Origin of the sequence: Serratia sp. BNK-12, assembly GCF_047456085.1 — a bacterium.
In the GTDB taxonomy this organism is placed as follows: Bacteria; Pseudomonadota; Gammaproteobacteria; order Enterobacterales; family Enterobacteriaceae; genus Serratia; species Serratia liquefaciens.
On the sequence record NZ_CP179896.1, the window covers coordinates 2,179,630 to 2,198,777 of the forward strand.

The window sequence follows — 19,148 nt, forward strand, 5'->3', positions numbered from 1 at the left end:
GCGCCGTCAGCGTCGGCGATTGCCGGCGGTATTTGCCAGCGTGACAGCCAGCACGGCCAACAGCACCAGAGCTACCGCTGGCGCCAAAACGCCCCACGGCGCCCGTTCGATATAGGGCATGCCCTCGGCCAGTACCAGTCCCCATTCCGCACTCGGGGGCTGTGGCCCCAGGCCAAGAAAACCCAGCGCCGCCAGCGCCAGCGCAATACCCGGCAGGCGCAGCATGGCGTGGCGCAGCAGGGGAACCCACAGCGCCGGCAAGAGGTAGTGCGTCAGAGTACGACAGCGGCCGATCCCCAACACCGGCAACATGCGGATATAGGGCTGAGTGCGGGCCTCAGCCAACAGCGAGGCGCAGTGAGCGGACAGCGGCGCCCAACTGACCAGCATTACCGCGCAGGCAGCACCGAAGGGGGAAGGCCCGGTGACAGCGGTGACCAACAGCCCTGCGACTATCGGCGGCGTAGCGTTTGCCAACTCAATAATCCCGCACATCAGGCGAGGCATCAACCCGAACACTATCCCCAGGAACAGCGAGGCGAAGCTGACTGCCAGCGCCAACAGGCTGGTATTCAGTGCACCGTAGGCGACACGTGCCAGAATGTCCCGGCCGGTGGCGTCTGCGCCAAAGGGCAGATCCAGGCTGGGTGGCTGCAGACGGATATGCAGTGACGAAAAGGGATCGCGGATGATCCCGCTCAGCACTAACAGACACAGCAACAGCGCCGCGACGGCGGCAAAAATATAACTCGCCCGGCTGCTGTGCTGTGGCGGCGTTGAATTGGGTAATGCGGCGGCTATTCGGCCCAGCAACAGGTAATGGGCTCCCTGCATCAGGAAACCGGTGCCGAAGGCCAGCAGCAACAGGATCAGGATCCCGCATTGCAAGGCGGGCAGATCCTGAGCGATGGCGGCCCCCAATGTTGCCCGGCCAAGTCCCGGTATGGCGAACACTTTCTCGACGGCGATCGCGCCGCCGGTCAGTCCAATCAGCACTAAACCGACCTGAGGCAGCAGTGCAGGCAGCGTGCGGCGCAGAACGGCCAACAGGCAATGCCGCCGGGCGATGCCGGCAAGGTTCCAGGTCAGCAACCAGCGTTCGGAGAAGGTTGCGGCCAGGCCGTCATTGAGCAACAGCGCCAGCAGGCCGCCGGCCGGTAAGCCCAGGGCCAGTGCCGGCAGAATGGCATGTTGCAGGCTTTGCCAGCCGTAGGGCGGAAACCACTGCAGCCAGACGGCGCCAAGGATCAACAGCAGCGCCGCCAGCAAAAATTCGGGCAGTGCAGTCAGGGACACCGCCAACACGCCTGCGGGACGGTAGTTCTCGCCATGCAGGCCGCGCCACAGGGTTGGCAACGCCAGCAGTATCGCCACCACTACTGCGATTGCCAGCGCGTAGCCCATCAGCGTCAGAGAAACCCCTGTGGCCTGCAACATGCCTTCCAGCACCGGGCGACCGGAAATCCACGAGTTGCCGGCATCACCCTGCAGCACGCCGTGAAACCAGCGGCCAAGCAGCAGCAAGGGCCCGTCGTCCAGGCCATATTGCTGACGAATGGCATTCAGGGCTTCCGGGGTAGCCTCTTGTTCACCCGAACGCGCCCGCAGCAAGCTGAGCGCAGGATCGCGCCCGGACAGCCAAGGCATCAGGCCAATCAATACGATCATCCCCAGCAGCGAGAACAGGCGTGAGGCGAGTGGCAATAGCCGGAGTGCTTTTTCCATCAAGGTTGCTCTGGGGCGATGAAGCTGCGAGGCGTCACCAGCAGGCGTTCACGCGGATCACGTTCTACGCTCCTCATTACGGCAGCTTCCCCCTGGATCACGCGTTCATGCAGCAAGGGTATCGCCGCATGGGTTGCCAGAATGCGGCTTTCTGCCGCGATGATGGCCTGACGTCGTTGTGACCCGGCAGGAATGGCTGCGGCCTGAGTCAATGCTTCGTCCACCTGCGGATCGCACAGTTGAGCAATATTGAAGGAACCCCGGCAGGCGAAGTCACTGTACATGTAGGCCAGTGGATCGCCAGAGTCCAGCACCGTGGCTCGCGACAAGATAAAAGCATCAAATTTACCCGCCAGCGCATCGGCTTCAATGTGCGCATATTCCCGCACTTCCTGCTTTACCACAAAACCGGCGGCGCTGAGTTGCTGCGCCAGATATACCGCCACTTCGGGTAGCTCGGCGCGATCGCTGAAAGTGGCCAGAGTGATGGTTTTGCCTTCAACCGTGGTTGGCGGCAGAGTCGGTTGCGGCTGGCGCAACGGCGCGGCCCAACGCAGGGCTGGCCCCAGCAGCCCGGAGGCAATATCGGCGCGGCCTTCGTAAACGTTGTCCACCAACGGGCGACGCTGGATCGCCGCGGCGGCGGCGGCGCGCATGGCCGGATCGCGGAAAGCACCGACCCGGGTGTTCAGATACAGCGTATTGGTGCGCGGCATGGGTACTTCGTGGATCAATTCAGCCGCAATTAACGGTAACTGCGAGACTGGCAGCGCCTCTACCAAATCGGCGCTGCCGGTGCGCAGGGCGGCAGCGCGGGCGGCGCTATCCGGGACAAAGTTGACGTCGATTCCTGCGGCGGCCGCTTTCTCGCCCCAATAGCCGTCGAAGCGGTTTAAACGTGCGCTACTGGTGCCGTTGATCTCTGTTAGCACAAAGGCGCCGGTTCCGGCCTGCAAGGGATTAACCACCCCGTTGGCGCCATAGGCCCGTTCGGCGAGGATCGCCAATTGTGGACTGGACAACCGCTGCGGGAGGAGCGGATCGGGCACGGCGGTTGTGATCACGACAGCATGATCACCTTCTGGGACGATAGCCAATTCGACGCCGTCAAGAATGCGCGGTTTGGGGGCGGCGTTCATCGCCGCTGAAAGCGAACGCACCACGCTGTCCGGGGTCATCGCGCTACCATCATGGAAATTGACTCCCGATCGTAGTACGAAGCGCCAGCGGTGTTGATCCAGCTGTTGCCATTCGGTTGCCAGCGCCGGTTCAGCGTCGCCGTCGGCGTTCAGCACCACCAGCGTTTCGGCGGTGCTCCAGCGCGAAAGTTTAAACGCGTCATCGCTCAACGGGGTGAGCCCGGAGCGTGGGGGCTGAAGCATCGCCAGTCGGATGCGCCGTTCGTCGCCGGTACTTTCTTTGGGGTCAACAGGGTCAAAGCAGCCGACGAGCAGCAAACTGCCGGCGAGCAGGCAGCCGGTTGGGCCAATAAAGCGCGGGTTGAACATGCAAAACTCCTCAAAATTTTAGTGCTGGAAAAAGGACGGCAACAGCGGAATGGCGTCGATCAAACGGCGGGTAGCGGAATGCCTCGGGGCGTGAAGCAGTTCATGGGTGGGGCGGTCTTCCACAATGACGCCCGACGCCATCACCAGCGTGCGCTGACATAAGGCGGCAACCAGTGAAATATCGTGGGAAACAAGCAACATGCCCATATTTTGCTGACGGGCAATCTGGTCGAGCAGGGCGATGATCTGCTGACGCAGCGGCAAATCCAGGCCGCTGACCGGTTCATCGGCCAGTAAAAAACGGGGTTTCAGCGCAATAGCACGCGCCAGGGCTACCCGTTGCGCCTGCCCGCCGGAAAGTTGCCCGGCGCGCACATACAGCAGGCTTTCATCCAATTCGACCTGTCGCAAAGCCCGTTCGGCCGCGATACCCCAATCCTGACGTGGACCAAGTTGGCGCAAGGGAGCGGTAATTAGTTCCGCTACCCTGTGGCGAGGGTTCAGCGAAGCATGGGCGTCCTGAGGTACGTACTGCACTAACCGTCGGTACCAGCGCAATCTATGAACCGGGTCGGGGCGAATTTCCTTGCCCTGACACATGATATGACCGGCGTCCGCCGTTTCGAGCGCCAGCAACAGCTTAAGCAGCGTTGATTTCCCGGCCCCGGAGCAGCCCACTAATCCAACGCGTTGTGCAGAGTACAGGTTCAGATCGGTAGGTTGTAACCCACCGGCCCCTGATGAAAATTGTCGGCAGACCTGCTGCAGGCTGATAAAGGGCATTTCCCCGCTCATGGGCAGATTGTTCATGCCGTTACCCTGCCAGGCTCAGTGATGGGGGCCGGTTAAATGCCGGGCGTTGAGCACTGGCGACCAGCTGTTGGGTGTATGGATGCTGGGGGTGCTGTAACAATCGGCCGAAGGAGCCCTGTTCGGCCATTTCCCCGTTCACCAGCACGATGGCACGTTGACACAGACCGGCGGCAACGGCCAGATCGTGAGTAATAAACAGTAACGCCGGCGCGCTGGGGCGTTCGGTGTAGCTTTTCAGGATATCAATCAGCTGATGCTGGCTGACCATGTCCAGAGCGGTGGTAGGTTCATCTGCGATCAGCAGGCTTTTCTCACCGAGTAAGGCCAGTGCTGCACATATTCGCTGACATTGGCCCCCGGACAGTTGATTGGGGTAACGCGTCATAACGTTGTCCGGCGACATTCCCAACGCTGTCAGTAATTCCGCGGCGCAGTGCTGGGCCTGGCATTTCGTCAGGGGATTTTGGCTGCGTAGCGCCAGGGTCAATTGCTGGCCCACGGTGGTCAGGGGATTGAGGCTGGTAAAAGGATCCTGAAAAATGGCTGCCAATTCAGTGTTTTTGCGCCGTTGCAAACGCAGACCATTAACTTCTCGCCCTTGCAGTCGAATCGAACCGCTAACCGTTGCTCCGACCGGCAGCGTGCCCAGAATGGCGGCGGCGGTCAGTGATTTGCCGGAACCCGATGCGCCCAGCAGGCATAAACGTTCACCTGCATGCAAAGTGAAGCTCAGATCGTGGACCTTGACCTCCGCGTTCAGTGAGAGCGTCAGGTGTTCTACGGTAAGTAACGGCGGGGTTTGGCTTTCCATTAATGCATCTGTGTTGGCTTATTGTGGTATGTAATAACATAACATTTCGACCTCTGAAATGACCAGCGGATTAATGAAATACTTTGAAATAGTCTAAACAGGGATAAGCAAGGTATGATAGTCAGGGTTTTGTTGTCAGGTTGGTCCTATCGGTGAGAACGCTTATTTTCATTTTATGCATGGCCGGTTATTTGCTGGTGCTGAGCTACCTTGGCGTATTTGTCACTGATAAAATATGTGAAAAATCAAATAACTACACCAAGGTCTGCCGTCTGGTTGATATCTCGGAACCCCATATCCCCCGTTAGATGCTGGCCGTCAGCCTAAATAATCGGTGGTAATTAACGGCGTCAGCACCCCCGACAGAACGGCTAAGGTAGCCCATTGTCTCCACCCCAGGTTAGCCAGCCAATCTTGGCGCAGCGGCGGTGTCGCGAGCTGGCCGACAGAGACTGTGCCCGCCAGCAGCAGCGTCAGCAGAATGAACACCAGCCCACGGCTCCAGAGAGTAAACTCGATGTGCAGCAGGTTGGCGTAATACAAGCGCATCAGGATATAGTAAGCCAGCATGACCCAAGCGAAATAGGTGCGTTTTTTCAACACGTGGTAAAGCATAAACGCGATGAACAGGCTGTGGCACGCTGAGATCAGTGGCGCTTCAATCGGGTGCCTGACACAGCCGTTATATACTGCCAGATAAATATTAAAGATCAGCAACGCATAAACGGTATATATATACCAACCAAAGATGATTTTAAGTTTTTTGCGGTTTGGCGGGATAGGGCGATCGTCCGGTATCATTGGAGCCTCCTGAGCTGACTAGCGTTATAACACCAAAAAACTAAATGAAATTTAAACGCCAGACAGGCTTTATTTTACCTTAAAGTGGGAACTATTCGGGGTCTATCGGGTCTGTTCAAAACGTCATGCTCAAGCTTGCTGCAGCCGAATTATAATGGTAATTCATTGATATGAAAGAGTATAAAAACGAGCGCTTCGCTCTGTGCTTGCTGATAGCTACGCTGGGATTTTATTTTTTTCTGCCGCCGCTGTTGGTCGCTATATTTTGCCAATGGTTTAACCTAAATCCCTTCTTTATTATTCGGATTTGGCACATTAATCCCTTTTCCGCCGCACGGGGAATTCCACTCTACCAGACTTTTATATACATATTAACGCTGTGGGTAATGGCGAATGTTCTGCTTGGTGGTATTTTGCTGGTGGCTGGCCGTTTGCATGGTTGGTTCATTAAACGTTCTCGTTGAACGCCAATCGAGACGTAACGGCAGAAAGTTGTAGATAGAAATTCGTTCGTAAAGGATAATGATAGTCGTTATCATTATTGGTTGCCAGTTGAGAGGTGAAGGGTTGTCTCCTTATGCGCTCCGCTCGTCTGGCCTGACAGGGTTCATATGACATCCCGTTTTCTTGCCAGCCTGGAGCTGGCTTTTTTTTGTCTTTTTTTCATATGCATAAACGCTTTCTGGTTTATGTGCTTGCGGGCTGAACAGAACGCTTTGTTTGCTTATTAAAAGTTGCCTGATGCTTGAAATTCACTATCGATAAAGATAATAATTATCATTAATATTTCACTTTGTTTACATTCAACACACCGATTGAACATCTGAGCAAGTTGTCAGCCAGCGCTGCTGACAGGGGGGCTTTTGGGTGTCATTTAATGATTTTTACTGGGGATTACAGGTATGCCGATGATTTTTCCTGTCAAACGGTCACGGGTTTTGTGTGCGTTTGCGATGTTCCTGCCGCTGGTGTCTTTCGCTGAGGATACACTGGTTGTCACTGCTAAACCCGCGGATACGGCGGAAGCAGCGACGCACGGCTATCAAGCTACGACCAGCCTGGGGGCGACCAAAACCGATAAACCCTTGATCCTGACTGCACAGTCCGTTTCGGTGGTGACGCGCCAACAAATGACCGACCAGAATACTCAAACGGTTAACGATGCCCTGAAATATACACCTGGTGTTTTCACTAACTTCGCCGGTGGTGCAACGCGCTATGACACCATTGCGTTACGTGGTTTTCACGGTGGCGACGTTAATAACACCTTCCTTGATGGTCTGCGGTTATTGAGTGACGGCGGCACCTATAATGCCTTGCAGGTTGACCCCTGGTTCCTGGAACGCATCGACGTTATCAAAGGGCCTTCATCGGTCATGTACGGGCAAAGCATTCCGGGCGGATTGGTCGCTTTGACCTCCAAGCGACCCCAGTTTGCCACGGAAGGGCACGTTAACCTGATGGCAGGCAATAACAACACCCAGGGTGGCGCTTTCGATGTGACCGGCGCGCTGTCGGAACAGTGGGCTTATCGGTTGACCGGGATGACGCGCAGCAGCGAAACCATGTATGACCATCAACGTGAGGAACGCTATGCCATTTCACCGTCATTACTGTGGCAGCCGGATGAAAATACTTCGCTGCTGCTGAAAGCTTATCTGCAAAAAGATCCCTCAGGCGGTTATCACAGTGCGGTACCGGCAGATGGCAGCCTCTATTCCAGTTCCGGTGACAAGCTGGGGCGTGGCTTCTTTGATGGCGAGAGCAGCCGCAATGTGTTCAAACGTTGGGAACAGATTTACAGCTACGCTTTCTCGCACAGCTTTAACGACGTTTGGTCATTCCGCCAGAACGCCAGTTACACCCACTCCAATGTTGAATTACAGCAGGTGTACCAGATTGGCTGGAATGACGATCACAGCCTGTTGAATCGCTATTACAGCGGTTCGGCCACCTCGCTGGATGCCTTCGCCGTTGATAACCAACTGGAAGCCGATTTTGCTACCGGGCCGCTGGATCATAAGGTGATGCTGGGTTTGGATTACCAGCGCCTGCGTAATAATCTGTGGGATGAGTCTGCGGGAGCTTCGCAGCTTAATCCTTACACCGGCGTGTCCGGCGGTGACGCATTAACCAACCTGACGCATACCGATTCCCGACGTCGTTATGAGCAGACCGGCGTTTATCTGCAGGATGAAATCAGCTTACAGAATTGGTATCTGAATCTGTCAGGGCGCTTCGACCGTATCGAATCTAAAAATACGGTGCTCAACACCGGCACCAGCGATGCCCGCACCGACGACAATTTTAGCGGCCGCGGCTCACTGTTGTACCGCTTTGATAACGGTTTCTCGCCTTACGTCAGTTATAGCACCGCAGTTACCCCGGAGGCATTGCCCGATCAAAACGGCCATATGCTGAAACCCAGCACCAGCGAGCAGTATGAGGTGGGCCTGAAGTACCAGCCACCAGGCAGTTCCTCGATATACAGCGTGGCGCTGTATGACCTGACGCAGAAAGACGTGGCTAACCGCGTGGTGCAGCAAAGCTATTACCTGCCGGCCGGCAAGGTGCATTCTCAGGGGCTTGAGCTGGAGGCCCGCAGCAAGATCACCGAACGCTTCGATCTGATCGCAGGCTATACCTACAATAAAGTGAAATTCAAAGATGCCATTGATGGCAACGACGGCAACACACCGTATCTCGCACCGAACCAAATGGCTTCACTGTGGGGCAAATATGCCACCTCATACGGTGTGGATCTTGGTGCTGGGGCGCGTTACATCGGCAAGCAATGGGCCGATAACGAAAATACGTTGAGGATCCCTTCCGTTACGCTGTTGGATGCCTCGGTGCGGATGAATTTGGACAGGGTGAATCCGTCGTTGAAAGGTGCCTATGTGCAACTGAATGTGAATAACCTGACTGACAGGAAATATGTCGCGGCCTGCTATGGGACCGGCTATTGCTACTGGGGCGCAGAACGCTCCGTGGTGGCGACGGTTGGGTACGATTTTTGATGTAGTAGGCGGTGCTATCGCCCCGTCAGCGTTTGACGGGGTGGTTTCTGCAGCGTCAGAACAAGGAGAACATCAACACTACCGGTAGGCTCAGGGGCCAGGTTAAACCAATCGTTAAGGCACTGAGAAAACGAATTTTTATGGTATCCCGGCTGACCAGGTAGGTGAAAATCATAGAAACTACCAAGCCAATCAAATAAAAGTATTGTGTTGCAACCCACAGCGACGACATGAAACCTTACCCAGTTGTATTGTTAAGTTACAAATTTTAAGGGCTTAACCCCACATAATCAATGCTTATTAATTGTTTCTTCAATTTAGGCAGGTATCAACACAATTGCTGTGGCTATACGCATTTTTCATGCCACGTTGAAGACCGATTTGCTGGGTGAGATTTGAAAATGTTAAGCAGATATAATATGTTGGTGGCTTATGGAACAAAATGAGGCGCTATTATGAGTTTTTGGAGAATCGTATTTACCATCATCCTGCCACCGCTGGGCGTACTGCTGGATAAAGGTATAGGCGGCGCGTTTATCCTCAATATTATCCTCACCTTGTTTGGCTACTTCCCGGGGCTGATCCACGCATTCTGGATCCAGACGAAACAGTAGTCACCGTGGTTGTAAAACCTGGACGGCTATAGTGTGGCTTTGATAACCCTGGCATCAGCGCATGCCGGGGTTTTTTTATTCTCGCACGGCGTTAATGAATATTGAGGCTATAAACAAATAACCACGAAAAAAGCGTCGCCAGCAGGCTTACGATAAAAAGAATGGAGATCATTTCCTTCACGTAAAAATTCCCTATTGATATTGTTGAAAATACTTCTCTTTGTTTTTTCATGGGATTTTAGATCGTTATAGGTATAAATCCTAGTTTTAATCTTGTTGCACTGGCGAACGCTACTCCTATGGCGACTGATATTTGGAGAATGGCGTGAGCTGGTGGGTGAATCAGAAGAGCTTCGATCTCGATTAACTATTCGTAGCTATTGCTGGAAACTCTTGATGTGAACTATATACAAGGGGGTATATAAAGACGTTTGGGCTTGAGCCAGAGGGTGCTGGAAGTGAACAGTGCGGACGCTCAAGTTTGGTGTAGCGTCTCCACGCGAAAGAAGGAATCTTGTAATGAAGGCAAAACCTACCGTAGTCCTGGTCCACGGATTTTGGGGCGGTGCAGCGCACTGGAGCAAAGTCATTACCGAATTATCGCACAAGGGATATCACTCGATTCACGCGGTTGAAATGCCGCTGACATCGCTGGCAGACGATGCTGAACGTACGCGCAAGATGGTGGCGCAGCAGCAGGGGCCGGTGCTGTTGGTCGGCCATTCTTATGGTGGCGCGGTGCTCAGTGAAATGGGCAATCAACCCAACGTGGTGGGATTGGTGTATATCGCCGCCTTCGCACCGGACGCCGGCGAAAGCCCCGGAGGCATTACCCAGCAACATCCGCCAATTGCGGCGGCGAACCTGGCGCCGGACAGCGACGGCTATTTATGGATTAAGACAGACAAGTTCCACGAAAGCTTCTGTCAGGATCTGCCTGCTGATGAGGCATTGGTGATGGCGGTAACGCAAAAGGCGCCGTTGGCCAGCACCTTCGGCAATACGATCGCTGAGCCGGCGTGGAAACACAAACCTTCCTGGTACCAAATCTCCAGCAATGACCGGATGATAGCCCCCGAAAACCAGCAGCGAATGTCTGCGCGTTTGCAGGCCAAAAAGGTGATTACGCTGGACGCCAGCCACGCTTCTCTTGCTTCGCATCCGAAAGAAATCGCCGCTTTGATAGATGAAGCTGCCAACGGCTTATAAGGCATTTCTATTAGATGGAGCCCCGTCCAACTTGCGGGGCTTTTTTATGCTGAAAAGTGGGGGCGGGGGCCGTGTTTGACTCGGCTGAAACCAACGGGACTAAATTGGTTTGCTGTGTTCAGCGGCGTGCATGGCCAGGTAGGTTTTAAGGTTGTTATCGCTAACCCCTAACATATCCAGGATCTCCGCCATAAAACTGACCGGTGCGCTACCGGGGGCGGTTACCACGCGCTGGTCGGCTACGGCATAGGGCACATCCTGATAATATTCAGCTCCGCCGTAGTTAAGCTGCGATAAATTCTCAGCGGAATTGGAGGTGTGGCGAAGATGATCAAGTATGCCCGCCTGTGCCAAAACGCGGGTTCCATCGCAAATGGCGGCGACGACGATGTTTTTGCTGTGGGCCTCCGCTACCATCCCAGCGATATCTGGGGCCTGATCGGTTCGCCATACCGTGCCTCCGCATAGGATCAACAGATCTGTCTCGCTCAGTTGGATAGCCTCGAGCGCCATATTGGGGGTCACGTGCATGCCGCCGGAGGAAATGACAGGGGCGCCATTGGGGGAGGCAAAACGAGTATCGAAACCGTAATAGCCGCGGCAAGTAGAGTTGATCAGGGCAGTTTCCCAATCAGAGAAATTATCGGTAAGAATGGTCACAATGCGCGTCATTGGCGGCGATTTCCCTCTGTGTTGAACAAGGGCAAGAGGTGTCTCCTGCAGGAAGGCAAAGTGTAATGGCAGCCACTGTCAGTTTCTGGCAGCAGGACGCAGGGCTTGATACTTTTGGCTTTTCGGACGCATAAAAAAATCCCGCGCAGCGGCGGGATCAAGGGATGATAGCGACAAACTGGATGTTGTTCTGGTTATGTGATGGTGTGTGTCTCCAGATGGCGACAGTAGCGCACCTGAATTTCAGCGACAAGCAGAAAATCTGTAATGATGCAGGTATCAGAATATCCTCAGAAAAAACGCTGGGTATCGGTTCGATGATAAAGCCAGCCGGAGGGGATAGGGTGAGGCTGTGGCTAATAGGGGATTGTTGAACCACTTCCTTGTGTGAGGGCGTCCTAACGTCGTTTCCGCTTGGCGTTGAAAGTACTTATTCGTCTTTGTCGCAAATACATGACAAAGGAAAATACGACAACTGCGATCAAAACGACGATGATTGCGAAGGGAAGTAATTCCATAGCATTCACCTGAGATGGCAATTTGGCTATTCATTAAATAGGAATATTCCTAATTAGCGCAATGGGTAAAAACGTAATTAGGAATTACCTCAGCGGATGATGCTCACTAACCACAAAAATAACGGGGAGCCGAAATTGATTTTTCGCCTGGCAACAGTAACGGATGCTAACCTATTGATTGACATTGATACCTTGGCATCACAGGACCCACGTCGCTATGCTCAGATCGGCGAGTGGTGCGAGGCTGGTGTCTGCCACGTAGCCGAAATTGAGGGCATGGTCGTGGCTTACGGCGTATTGCACTATCACTTTTACGACAGTGGATTTATAGAAATTCTTATGGTTGGCAACCTGATGAGGCGTAAAGAGGTGGGGTTAAAATTTATCGAATATTTTAAATCGATCTGCATGCGTCCAAAACTTTTTACCTCAACCAATAGCTCGAATTTACCGATGATAAAGCTACTGTCGAAGGCCGGATTTATTGAGAGTGGCCGTATTGATAATCTTGATGAGCAGGATCCTGAAGTGGTTTTCTTTTTACCGGTTAAAAAAACAGCCGGAAAACAGAGTTAACCGGCTGATTTAAAATGAATTTATGTGTAATTATACGGTCTGCTTGTGGAAAAGTTCGCGGAATACCGGGTAAATATCGTCCGGTTCGCGGATATGCTGCATGGCAAAGTTTTCGAATTTTGCCTGCAGGTCCTCGTATTCGCGCCACAGCGTCTGGTGGGCGCGGCGGGTGATTTCAATGTAGCTGTAGTAGCGAACCATCGGCAGCAGCTTTTTCGCCAGCAGTTCGTGGCACAGCGGCGAGTCATCGGCCCAGTTGTCGCCATCCGACGCCTGCGCGGCGTAGATGTTCCATTGCGCCGGATCGTAACGTTCCTCAACCACTTCATTCATCAGTTTTAATGCGCTGGACACAATGGTGCCGCCAGTCTCCTGCGAGTAGAAGAACTCCTGCTCATCCACTTCCTTCGCTTGGGTATGGTGGCGTATATACACCACCTCGACGTTTTTATAGGTTCGGCTCAGGAACAGATAGAGCAGAATATAGAAACGCTTGGCCATATCCTTGGTGGCCTGATCCATGGAGCCGGACACGTCCATCAGGCAGAACATCACCGCCTGGCTGGAAGGCTCCGGTCGGCGCTCATAGTTCTTATAGCGTAAATCAAAGGTGTCGATAAATGGCACGCTTTCGATTTTCTTTCTCAGTTCGGCAATTTCCTTGCGCAGTCGTTCCTCTTCCAGCAGTTGCACCGGCTCGGTGTTTTCCATCTGGGTGAGTTCGTCTTCCAACTCATGCAAAGCGCGACGTTTTCCTGCGGTCATGGCAGTGCGGCGCGCCAGCGAGTTTTGCAACGAACGCACCACGCTGATATTGGCCGGCACGCCGTTGGCGGTGTAACCGGCCCGATGGGTTTTGTACTCGGTGAGCTGCTTATACTGATTCTTTTTCAGGTTCGGCAGCGCCAGATCTTCAAACAGCAGGTCGAGATACTCGTCCTTGGATATCTGGAAAACAAACTCGTCTTCGCCTTCACCATCCTGGCTGGCATTGCCCTGACCGCCGCCGCCACCGCCGCCACCCTGAGGGCGTTCGACGCGGTCATTCTGCACAAAGTGGTCATTGCCCGGATGAACGCGGTGGCGTGTGCCACCGCGACCCTGATGAAACATAGGTTCGTTGATGTCGCCAGCGGGGATCGAGACGGACTCCCCACTGTCTACGTCGGTGACCGAACGCTTGTTGATGGCTTCGGCAATCGACTGTTTGATTTGCGACTTGTAGCGGCGCAAGAAGCGTTGGCGGTTAACCATGCTCTTGTTTTTGCCGTTAAGCCGTCGGTCAATGAAATAGGCCATACTTCCCCCAAACGACGTTGCCAACTTTCTATACTCGTTATACTTGCCGTTGCCTCTGTGTTGGTTGCGTTCACTTACCCGAATCACTTACCAGAGTAAGCTCATCGGGATAAGCGCTCTTACCGCCTTGATGCAACGCCAATTATTTTGGGTATACGCCATCTCCATGACGCTAATTCTCATTAGACGTTACGAAGACTTTCTGACCCGCAGATACCATTCACACAGCAGACGAACCTGTTTGCGGGTGTAGCCTTTCTCCATCATACGGTCGACGAAGTCGTCGTGTTTTTTCTGCTCATCCGTTGAGGTTTTTGCGTTAAAGGAAATCACCGGCAGTAACTCTTCGGTGTTCGAGAACATTTTCTTCTCGATCACGGTACGCAGCTTCTCATAGCTGGTCCAGTTAGGGTTACGGCCACTATTGTTAGCACGGGCGCGCAGCACGAAGTTGACTATTTCGTTGCGGAAATCTTTCGGGTTGCTGATGCCGGCCGGTTTCTCGATTTTCTCCAGTTCAGCGTTCAGGGACTCGCGATCGAACAGCTGGCCGGTGTCCGGATCACGGTACTCTTGATCCTGGATCCAGAAGTCTGCATAGGTCACGTAGCGGTCAAAAATGTTCTGACCGTATTCCGAGTAAGATTCCAGATAAGCCGTCTGGATCTCTTTGCCGATAAATTCGGCGTATTTCGGGATCAGATAGCCTTTCAGGTGCTCCAGGTATTTCTCTGCCAGATCTTGCGGGAATTGCTCACGTTCGATCTGCTGTTCCAACACATAGAACAGGTGAACCGGGTTAGCGGCGACCTCTGCGTGATCAAAGTTGAACACCCGCGACAGAATTTTAAATGCGAAGCGGGTGGACAGGCCGTTCATGCCTTCATCGACCCCGGCGTAGTCGCGGTATTCCTGGTACGACTTGGCTTTCGGATCGGTATCCTTCAGGCTTTCGCCGTCATAGACGCGCATCTTCGAGTAGATGCTGGAGTTTTCCGGTTCTTTCATGCGTGAGAGCACGGTAAAGCGCGCCAAGGTTTCCAGCGTGCCAGGGGCGCACGGCGCATGGGTCAGTTCGCTGTGATCCAGGAGTTTGTCGTAGATTTTGATCTCTTCCGAGACTCGCAGGCAGTAAGGCACCTTGACGATGTAAACGCGGTCGAGGAAGGCCTCGTTGTTTTTGTTGTTACGGAAGGTCACCCATTCGGATTCGTTGGAGTGCGCCAGAATAATGCCGCTGAACGGCAGGGCAGAGATCCCTTCGGTACCGTTGTAGTTACCTTCCTGGGTGGCGGTCAGCAGAGGATGCAGCACCTTGATCGGCGCTTTGAACATCTCCACGAACTCCATAATCCCCTGGTTGGCACGGCACAGGGCGCCGGAATAACCATAGGCATCCGGATCGTTTTGTGCGTGGTTTTCCAGCTTGCGAATATCGACCTTGCCGACCAGCGCGGAGATATCCTGGTTGTTCTCGTCACCCGGTTCCGTCTTGGCGATGGCGATCTGTTCCAGGATGGACGGACGCACCTTGACCACTTTGAATTTGGTGATGTCGCCGCCAAATTCATGCAGGCGTTTTGCCGCCCAAGGGGACATGATGGTGCCGAGGTAACGATTCGGAATGTTATATTCTTTTTCCAGAATAGTGGCATCTTCCTGCGGATTGAAAAGGCACAGCGGGTGGTCGTTTACCGGGCTGCGTTCGCCATTGGCGCTCAGGGTATAAATGGGCACGCGTTGCATCAGCGCCTTCAGGCGTTCTGCCAGCGATGATTTACCGCCGCCGACGGGGCCCAACAGATAAAGAATTTGTTTCTTCTCTTCGAGGCCCTGAGCGGCATGTTTCAGGTAAGAGACTATCTGTTCGATAGCTTCTTCCATACCGTAGAACTCTTCGAATGCCGGATAGCGTGCGATCACGCGGTTGGAGAACAGGCGAGACATACGCGACTCAAGCGCGGTATCCACCATAACTGGTTCACCGATAGCCATGAGTAGACGTTCTGCCGCATTGGCATATGCACTGCGATCTTGCCGGCAGATGGTAAGAAATTCCTGCAGTGTGAACTCTTCGTCCTTGGCAGCTTCGTAGCGCTGGCGATAGTGGTCAAATATGTTCATGGCGATGCCCGTCCTTTCGTTATTAGCACAGGTTAAAGGGAGCTGATGATTGTGTTTTGGCCCCCGAAAGAAGAAGTTATCCTTGAGTACAGCAACCCGTATGCCAACTTGGTGCGCTTATTATCGCGAGTTGCGCTGTATTGCCACTGGGCTCAGGATTCATTCACCTTCTGATTTAAGCTTAGTTTGCATACCAGAAAATTTCCTGCGTGGTAAAAAGCTTTTTTTAAGTCATATCAATGACTCAGTTATGACAGAGATAGCCAAATGCCTTGTCTGGCGCGGCCTGCGGCAAAAAACGTCACTGTTCCGCCATGATTAATTCATATTTCTATTCTAAGTTATTCGATCTTGGTTGTTTTCTATTGTAAAGATTAGGCGCGTAACGACAATTTCACATAAACTAAGCCAGCTATTAACTCTGTTATTTATGGAAAAAGAACCAGTGAAGATTTTTCAACTCAAAACGCTAGCAATTATCGCTTCCGCAATGGTTTGTGCGCAAAGTGCTCAGGCTGGGACCTGGTCACTCGGTGCTTCCGCGCTGGTTAGCCCGGATCCGTATCGTGGCTATCAGGACCGCGTGTATCCGGTACCCGTCATCAACTATGAAGGGGATGACTTCTACTTCCGTACCCTGACCGCCGGTTATTACCTGTGGAAAGATCAGGAAAACCAACTGAGTCTGATGGGTTACTACTCACCGTTGGGCTACCGTCCGGGTGACAGTGACGACGATCGCATGAAGAAGTTGAACAAGCGTCGCGGCACGTTGATGGCCGGTCTGGCTTATACGCATAATGCTGATTGGGGCATCCTGCGTACCACCTTTACCGGTGATACCCTGGATTACAGCAACGGCATGATTGGTGACTTCGCCTATCTGTACAAGTTTGAGCTGGACGCCTTCACCTTGGTGCCGGGTGTGGGTGTGACGTGGAGCAGCAAAAACCAGAACAAATACTACTACGGCGTTAGCGATAACGAATCTCGCCGCAGCGGTCTGGACAGCTATACGCCAAGCGACAGCTGGGCACCTTACGTTGAGCTGAGCGCCAACTACAAGATCAACAAAGACTGGAATGCCTTCTTTATGGGGCGTTACATCAAACTGTCTGATGAAGTGAAAGACAGCCCGATGGTGGATAAATCTTACACCGGGGTGTTAATGACGGGTGTGAGCTACAGCTTCTAAAAAGCGAATGCACAAAAAAAGTGCAATGTAGGCATCATAAAGGGGCGCTGGCGCCCCTTTTGCACATCTGTAGTGCAATGATGCAGGGCAGGCGTTTTCACCGCCCCTGCTGCGATCACGCGTTCTTGCGGGTGCGGAAGGTCACTGCCAGCCGTGCCGGTTGTTCCCCTGCTGCGATCAGCGGTTTGCTGACGCGGCCGGTTTCCACGCAAACCATGGTTTTATACCCGTCGTTAGGCATGTCCGCCATGCTGCAAGAAAGCTCTACGCCAGGGTTCCAGGCAATCACATCACTCATGTGATGGTGATGAACCTCAATGGTGCGTTGGAGCGCCGCATCTTTTATCAGGCTAAAGGCCTCCGGCTGGGTATAAACCCGATCGGTCTGGCCAACGAAGGTCACGTCACCGGTCTGTTTGGCTTCGGCGCCCCCAGCGACTTTATCGATATAAGGCACGCCGAGCCCGGCTACCTTAACCTGTTCAATGTCCCCGATCTGGAAGTAGCTATGCAGCGCCGCAGTGGCCTGATAATCACCGTGGGACTCCAGCTCTATCTCACACTCTTCGCCTAGCTTGAAGCGGGCAATCAGCGTAAAGGCGTGTGGCCACAGGCTACGGGTTTGCTCATTGTCTTTCAGCGTGAAGGTCAGAATGACGCCGTTATCATCTTCATCATGCGCCGTCAGACTCCAGGGCTGATTGCGGGCGAAACCGTGCGAAGGTTTTGCCACCGGACCAAACCAGGGCCAGCAAATGGGGACGCCGCCGCGGATAGCATTGCCTTTTTTAAATGGCGTGTTGTTGCTCAGCCAAATGACCGGCTTTTCACCGCTGGGTTGCCAGGCCAACAGATGCGCGCCTTGCAGCGTGATAGCCGCACGCACTTTCGGGTGGGAAACCACCACCACGGGCAGTTCGTCGAGTTGCCGTTGGCTGATATAAGGAGAAATTTGCTGAGTAACGGGTAGGGTGAAAATTTTTTCGTTCATCGGTTGGCCTTTTGTTCGCCGTAGAAACAAAAAAAGGGCGACAAAAATGTCGCCCTCATCATCAGCTTGGCATCAATCCATTATTTGGAGATGTGAGCGATCAGATCCAGAACCTTGTTGGAGTAACCAGTTTCGTTATCGTACCAAGAAACCAGTTTCACGAAGGTGTCGCTCAGAGCGATACCGGCTTTGGCATCGAATACGGAAGTCAGAGTTTCGCCGTTGAAATCGGTAGAAACCACTTCGTCTTCGGTGTAGCCCAGCACGCCTTTCAGCTCGCCTTCAGATGCAGCTTTGATAGCAGCACAGATTTCTTTGTAAGAAGCTGGTTTTGCCAGACGAGCAGTCAGGTCAACCACAGAAACGTTCGGGGTAGGAACGCGGAACGCCATACCGGTCAGTTTGCCGTTCAGTTCTGGGATAACTTTACCTACTGCTTTAGCAGCACCGGTAGAAGAAGGGATGATGTTTTGAGATGCGCCGCGGCCGCCGCGCCAGTCTTTGTGAGACGGGCCATCAACGGTTTTCTGAGTTGCGGTAGTTGCATGCACGGTGGTCATCAGCGCTTCAACGATGCCGAACTTGTCGTTGATAACTTTAGCCAGTGGTGCCAGGCAGTTGGTGGTACAAGAAGCGTTAGAAACGATTTCCTGACCAGCGTAAGATTTGTGGTTCACACCCATAACGAACATTGGGGTGTCGTCTTTGGATGGGCCAGTCAGAACAACTTTCTTAGCGCCTGCAGCGATGTGTTTACGTGCAGTTTCGTCAGTCAGGAACAGGCCAGTTGCTTCTGCAACGACGTCAACGTTGACTTCGTTCCACTTCAGGTTAGCCGGATCTCTTTCTGAGGTACAACGGATGGTTTTGCCGTTAACAACCAGGTGGCCGTCTTTAACTTCTACAGTGCCGTTGAAGCGGCCGTGAGTAGAGTCATATTTCAGCATGTAAGCCATGTACTCTGCGTCTAACAGGTCGTTGATTGCAACGATTTCGATGTCAGAACGTTCTTGAGCAGCACGAAAAACAATGCGACCGATACGGCCAAAACCGTTGATACCTACTTTGATAGTCATATATTCCACCAGCTATTTGTTAGTGAATAAAAGGTTGCCTGTAAAATTACAAAAACCTTACCAAGCGTCAAGCGGAATCGTGTCAATACTTGCTGCAAATCAAACCTCGCAGCCTGGTTTGAGCGCTTATTGCACGTTCCGTTTGCGTTCGGCCTCATCCGTAATATGGGGTCAAACCGCCAAGTATAAAGTCAGT

At 53.2% G+C, this 19,148-nt stretch carries 18 protein-coding genes; 7 read left to right on the forward strand and 11 right to left on the reverse strand.

What is annotated here, in order from left to right:
* Positions 1-6: 6 nt before the first annotated feature.
* The 5 genes from ACMGG1_RS10025 to ACMGG1_RS10045 form a co-directional block, all read right to left on the reverse strand.
* Positions 7-1,725: an ABC transporter permease subunit gene (locus ACMGG1_RS10025; RefSeq protein WP_414161339.1), complete on the reverse strand. Its 1,719-nt coding sequence runs from the start codon at positions 1,723-1,725 to the stop codon at positions 7-9.
* Entirely contained in the window at positions 1,725-3,233 is a 1,509-nt protein-coding gene (locus tag ACMGG1_RS10030) for an ABC transporter substrate-binding protein (RefSeq protein ID WP_414161340.1), read from the reverse strand. Before ACMGG1_RS10030 ends, ACMGG1_RS10025 begins: the two co-directional genes overlap by 1 nt.
* Positions 3,234-3,251: 18 nt before the next feature.
* Entirely contained in the window at positions 3,252-4,043 is a 792-nt protein-coding gene (locus tag ACMGG1_RS10035; RefSeq protein ID WP_414161341.1) for an ABC transporter ATP-binding protein, read from the reverse strand.
* 4 nt (positions 4,044-4,047) lie between these two features.
* Entirely contained in the window at positions 4,048-4,857 is an 810-nt protein-coding gene (locus ACMGG1_RS10040) for an ABC transporter ATP-binding protein (RefSeq protein WP_128864699.1), read from the reverse strand.
* 318 nt (positions 4,858-5,175) lie between these two features.
* Positions 5,176-5,658 carry a hypothetical protein gene (locus ACMGG1_RS10045; RefSeq protein ID WP_122079535.1) on the reverse strand — a complete coding sequence of 161 codons (483 nt, stop codon included), beginning with the start codon at positions 5,656-5,658 and terminating at the stop codon, positions 5,176-5,178.
* Between the two features lie 170 nt (positions 5,659-5,828).
* Between ACMGG1_RS10045 and ACMGG1_RS10050 the strand changes: the two genes are divergently transcribed.
* Together ACMGG1_RS10050 and ACMGG1_RS10055 are read left to right on the forward strand one after the other, a co-directional pair.
* Positions 5,829-6,122 (forward strand): hypothetical protein, encoded by a 294-nt coding sequence (locus ACMGG1_RS10050; protein ID WP_130015432.1) that lies wholly within the window; start codon positions 5,829-5,831, stop codon positions 6,120-6,122.
* A gap of 438 nt (positions 6,123-6,560) precedes the next feature.
* Entirely contained in the window at positions 6,561-8,678 is a 2,118-nt protein-coding gene (locus ACMGG1_RS10055; RefSeq protein WP_414161342.1) for a TonB-dependent siderophore receptor, read from the forward strand.
* 55 nt (positions 8,679-8,733) lie between these two features.
* Here ACMGG1_RS10055 and ACMGG1_RS10060 read toward each other — a convergent pair whose 3' ends face one another.
* Entirely contained in the window at positions 8,734-8,910 is a 177-nt protein-coding gene (locus tag ACMGG1_RS10060) for a GhoT/OrtT family toxin (protein WP_020827221.1), read from the reverse strand.
* A 223-nt stretch (positions 8,911-9,133) separates the two neighbouring features.
* Here ACMGG1_RS10060 and ACMGG1_RS10065 point away from each other — a divergent pair, with 223 nt between their 5' ends.
* Both ACMGG1_RS10065 and ACMGG1_RS10070 read left to right on the forward strand, forming a co-directional pair.
* Positions 9,134-9,292, forward strand: coding sequence for a YqaE/Pmp3 family membrane protein (locus tag ACMGG1_RS10065; protein ID WP_020827220.1), 159 nt, complete (start codon positions 9,134-9,136; stop codon positions 9,290-9,292).
* A gap of 519 nt (positions 9,293-9,811) precedes the next feature.
* Positions 9,812-10,501 (forward strand): alpha/beta hydrolase, encoded by a 690-nt coding sequence (locus ACMGG1_RS10070; protein ID WP_128864697.1) that lies wholly within the window; start codon positions 9,812-9,814, stop codon positions 10,499-10,501.
* A gap of 99 nt (positions 10,502-10,600) precedes the next feature.
* On the opposite strand, the gene ACMGG1_RS10075 is transcribed toward ACMGG1_RS10070, so the two are convergent.
* Positions 10,601-11,173 carry a type 1 glutamine amidotransferase family protein gene (locus ACMGG1_RS10075; protein WP_128864696.1) on the reverse strand — a complete coding sequence of 191 codons (573 nt, stop codon included), beginning with the start codon at positions 11,171-11,173 and terminating at the stop codon, positions 10,601-10,603.
* Between the two features lie 614 nt (positions 11,174-11,787).
* Between ACMGG1_RS10075 and ACMGG1_RS10080 the strand changes: the two genes are divergently transcribed.
* Positions 11,788-12,267 (forward strand): GNAT family N-acetyltransferase, encoded by a 480-nt coding sequence (locus tag ACMGG1_RS10080; protein WP_240504876.1) that lies wholly within the window; start codon positions 11,788-11,790, stop codon positions 12,265-12,267.
* Positions 12,268-12,297: 30 nt separating this feature from the next.
* Here ACMGG1_RS10080 and ACMGG1_RS10085 read toward each other — a convergent pair whose 3' ends face one another.
* Together ACMGG1_RS10085 and yeaG are read right to left on the reverse strand one after the other, a co-directional pair.
* Positions 12,298-13,566 (reverse strand): YeaH/YhbH family protein, encoded by a 1,269-nt coding sequence (locus tag ACMGG1_RS10085; protein ID WP_020827215.1) that lies wholly within the window; start codon positions 13,564-13,566, stop codon positions 12,298-12,300.
* A 189-nt stretch (positions 13,567-13,755) separates the two neighbouring features.
* Positions 13,756-15,690 carry a protein kinase YeaG gene (gene yeaG, locus ACMGG1_RS10090; protein ID WP_020827214.1) on the reverse strand — a complete coding sequence of 645 codons (1,935 nt, stop codon included), beginning with the start codon at positions 15,688-15,690 and terminating at the stop codon, positions 13,756-13,758.
* 82 nt (positions 15,691-15,772) lie between these two features.
* Between yeaG and ACMGG1_RS10095 the strand changes: the two genes are divergently transcribed.
* Both ACMGG1_RS10095 and ACMGG1_RS10100 read left to right on the forward strand, forming a co-directional pair.
* Positions 15,773-16,012 (forward strand): hypothetical protein, encoded by a 240-nt coding sequence (locus ACMGG1_RS10095; protein WP_414161343.1) that lies wholly within the window; start codon positions 15,773-15,775, stop codon positions 16,010-16,012.
* A 108-nt stretch (positions 16,013-16,120) separates the two neighbouring features.
* Entirely contained in the window at positions 16,121-16,885 is a 765-nt protein-coding gene (locus ACMGG1_RS10100; RefSeq protein WP_130015429.1) for a MipA/OmpV family protein, read from the forward strand.
* Positions 16,886-17,000: 115 nt separating this feature from the next.
* On the opposite strand, the gene ACMGG1_RS10105 is transcribed toward ACMGG1_RS10100, so the two are convergent.
* A complete protein-coding gene (locus ACMGG1_RS10105; protein ID WP_020827212.1) occupies positions 17,001-17,876 on the reverse strand; it encodes a D-hexose-6-phosphate mutarotase in 876 nt (291 codons plus the stop codon).
* Between the two features lie 80 nt (positions 17,877-17,956).
* A complete protein-coding gene (gene gapA, locus ACMGG1_RS10110; RefSeq protein WP_012145453.1) occupies positions 17,957-18,952 on the reverse strand; it encodes a glyceraldehyde-3-phosphate dehydrogenase in 996 nt (331 codons plus the stop codon).
* Positions 18,953-19,148 lie beyond the last annotated feature (196 nt).

What these genes read in the sequence shown, in the direction of transcription:
- ACMGG1_RS10085 (WP_020827215.1), bottom strand. Translation starts at nt 13,566, where the DNA reads ATGGCCTATTTCATTGACCGACGGCTTAACGGCAAAAACAAGAGCATG.
- ACMGG1_RS10055 (WP_414161342.1), top strand. Translation starts at nt 6,561, where the DNA reads ATGCCGATGATTTTTCCTGTCAAACGGTCACGGGTTTTGTGTGCGTTT.
- ACMGG1_RS10105 (WP_020827212.1), bottom strand. Translation starts at nt 17,876, where the DNA reads ATGAACGAAAAAATTTTCACCCTACCCGTTACTCAGCAAATTTCTCCT.
- ACMGG1_RS10030 (WP_414161340.1), bottom strand. Translation starts at nt 3,233, where the DNA reads ATGTTCAACCCGCGCTTTATTGGCCCAACCGGCTGCCTGCTCGCCGGC.
- ACMGG1_RS10070 (WP_128864697.1), top strand. Translation starts at nt 9,812, where the DNA reads ATGAAGGCAAAACCTACCGTAGTCCTGGTCCACGGATTTTGGGGCGGT.
- ACMGG1_RS10045 (WP_122079535.1), bottom strand. Translation starts at nt 5,658, where the DNA reads ATGATACCGGACGATCGCCCTATCCCGCCAAACCGCAAAAAACTTAAA.
- yeaG (WP_020827214.1), bottom strand. Translation starts at nt 15,690, where the DNA reads ATGAACATATTTGACCACTATCGCCAGCGCTACGAAGCTGCCAAGGAC.
- ACMGG1_RS10025 (WP_414161339.1), bottom strand. Translation starts at nt 1,725, where the DNA reads ATGGAAAAAGCACTCCGGCTATTGCCACTCGCCTCACGCCTGTTCTCG.
- ACMGG1_RS10075 (WP_128864696.1), bottom strand. Translation starts at nt 11,173, where the DNA reads ATGACGCGCATTGTGACCATTCTTACCGATAATTTCTCTGATTGGGAA.
- ACMGG1_RS10060 (WP_020827221.1), bottom strand. Translation starts at nt 8,910, where the DNA reads ATGTCGTCGCTGTGGGTTGCAACACAATACTTTTATTTGATTGGCTTG.
- ACMGG1_RS10080 (WP_240504876.1), top strand. Translation starts at nt 11,788, where the DNA reads ATGATGCTCACTAACCACAAAAATAACGGGGAGCCGAAATTGATTTTT.
- ACMGG1_RS10065 (WP_020827220.1), top strand. Translation starts at nt 9,134, where the DNA reads ATGAGTTTTTGGAGAATCGTATTTACCATCATCCTGCCACCGCTGGGC.
- gapA (WP_012145453.1), bottom strand. Translation starts at nt 18,952, where the DNA reads ATGACTATCAAAGTAGGTATCAACGGTTTTGGCCGTATCGGTCGCATT.
- ACMGG1_RS10100 (WP_130015429.1), top strand. Translation starts at nt 16,121, where the DNA reads ATGGAAAAAGAACCAGTGAAGATTTTTCAACTCAAAACGCTAGCAATT.
- ACMGG1_RS10035 (WP_414161341.1), bottom strand. Translation starts at nt 4,043, where the DNA reads ATGAACAATCTGCCCATGAGCGGGGAAATGCCCTTTATCAGCCTGCAG.
- ACMGG1_RS10050 (WP_130015432.1), top strand. Translation starts at nt 5,829, where the DNA reads ATGAAAGAGTATAAAAACGAGCGCTTCGCTCTGTGCTTGCTGATAGCT.
- ACMGG1_RS10040 (WP_128864699.1), bottom strand. Translation starts at nt 4,857, where the DNA reads ATGGAAAGCCAAACCCCGCCGTTACTTACCGTAGAACACCTGACGCTC.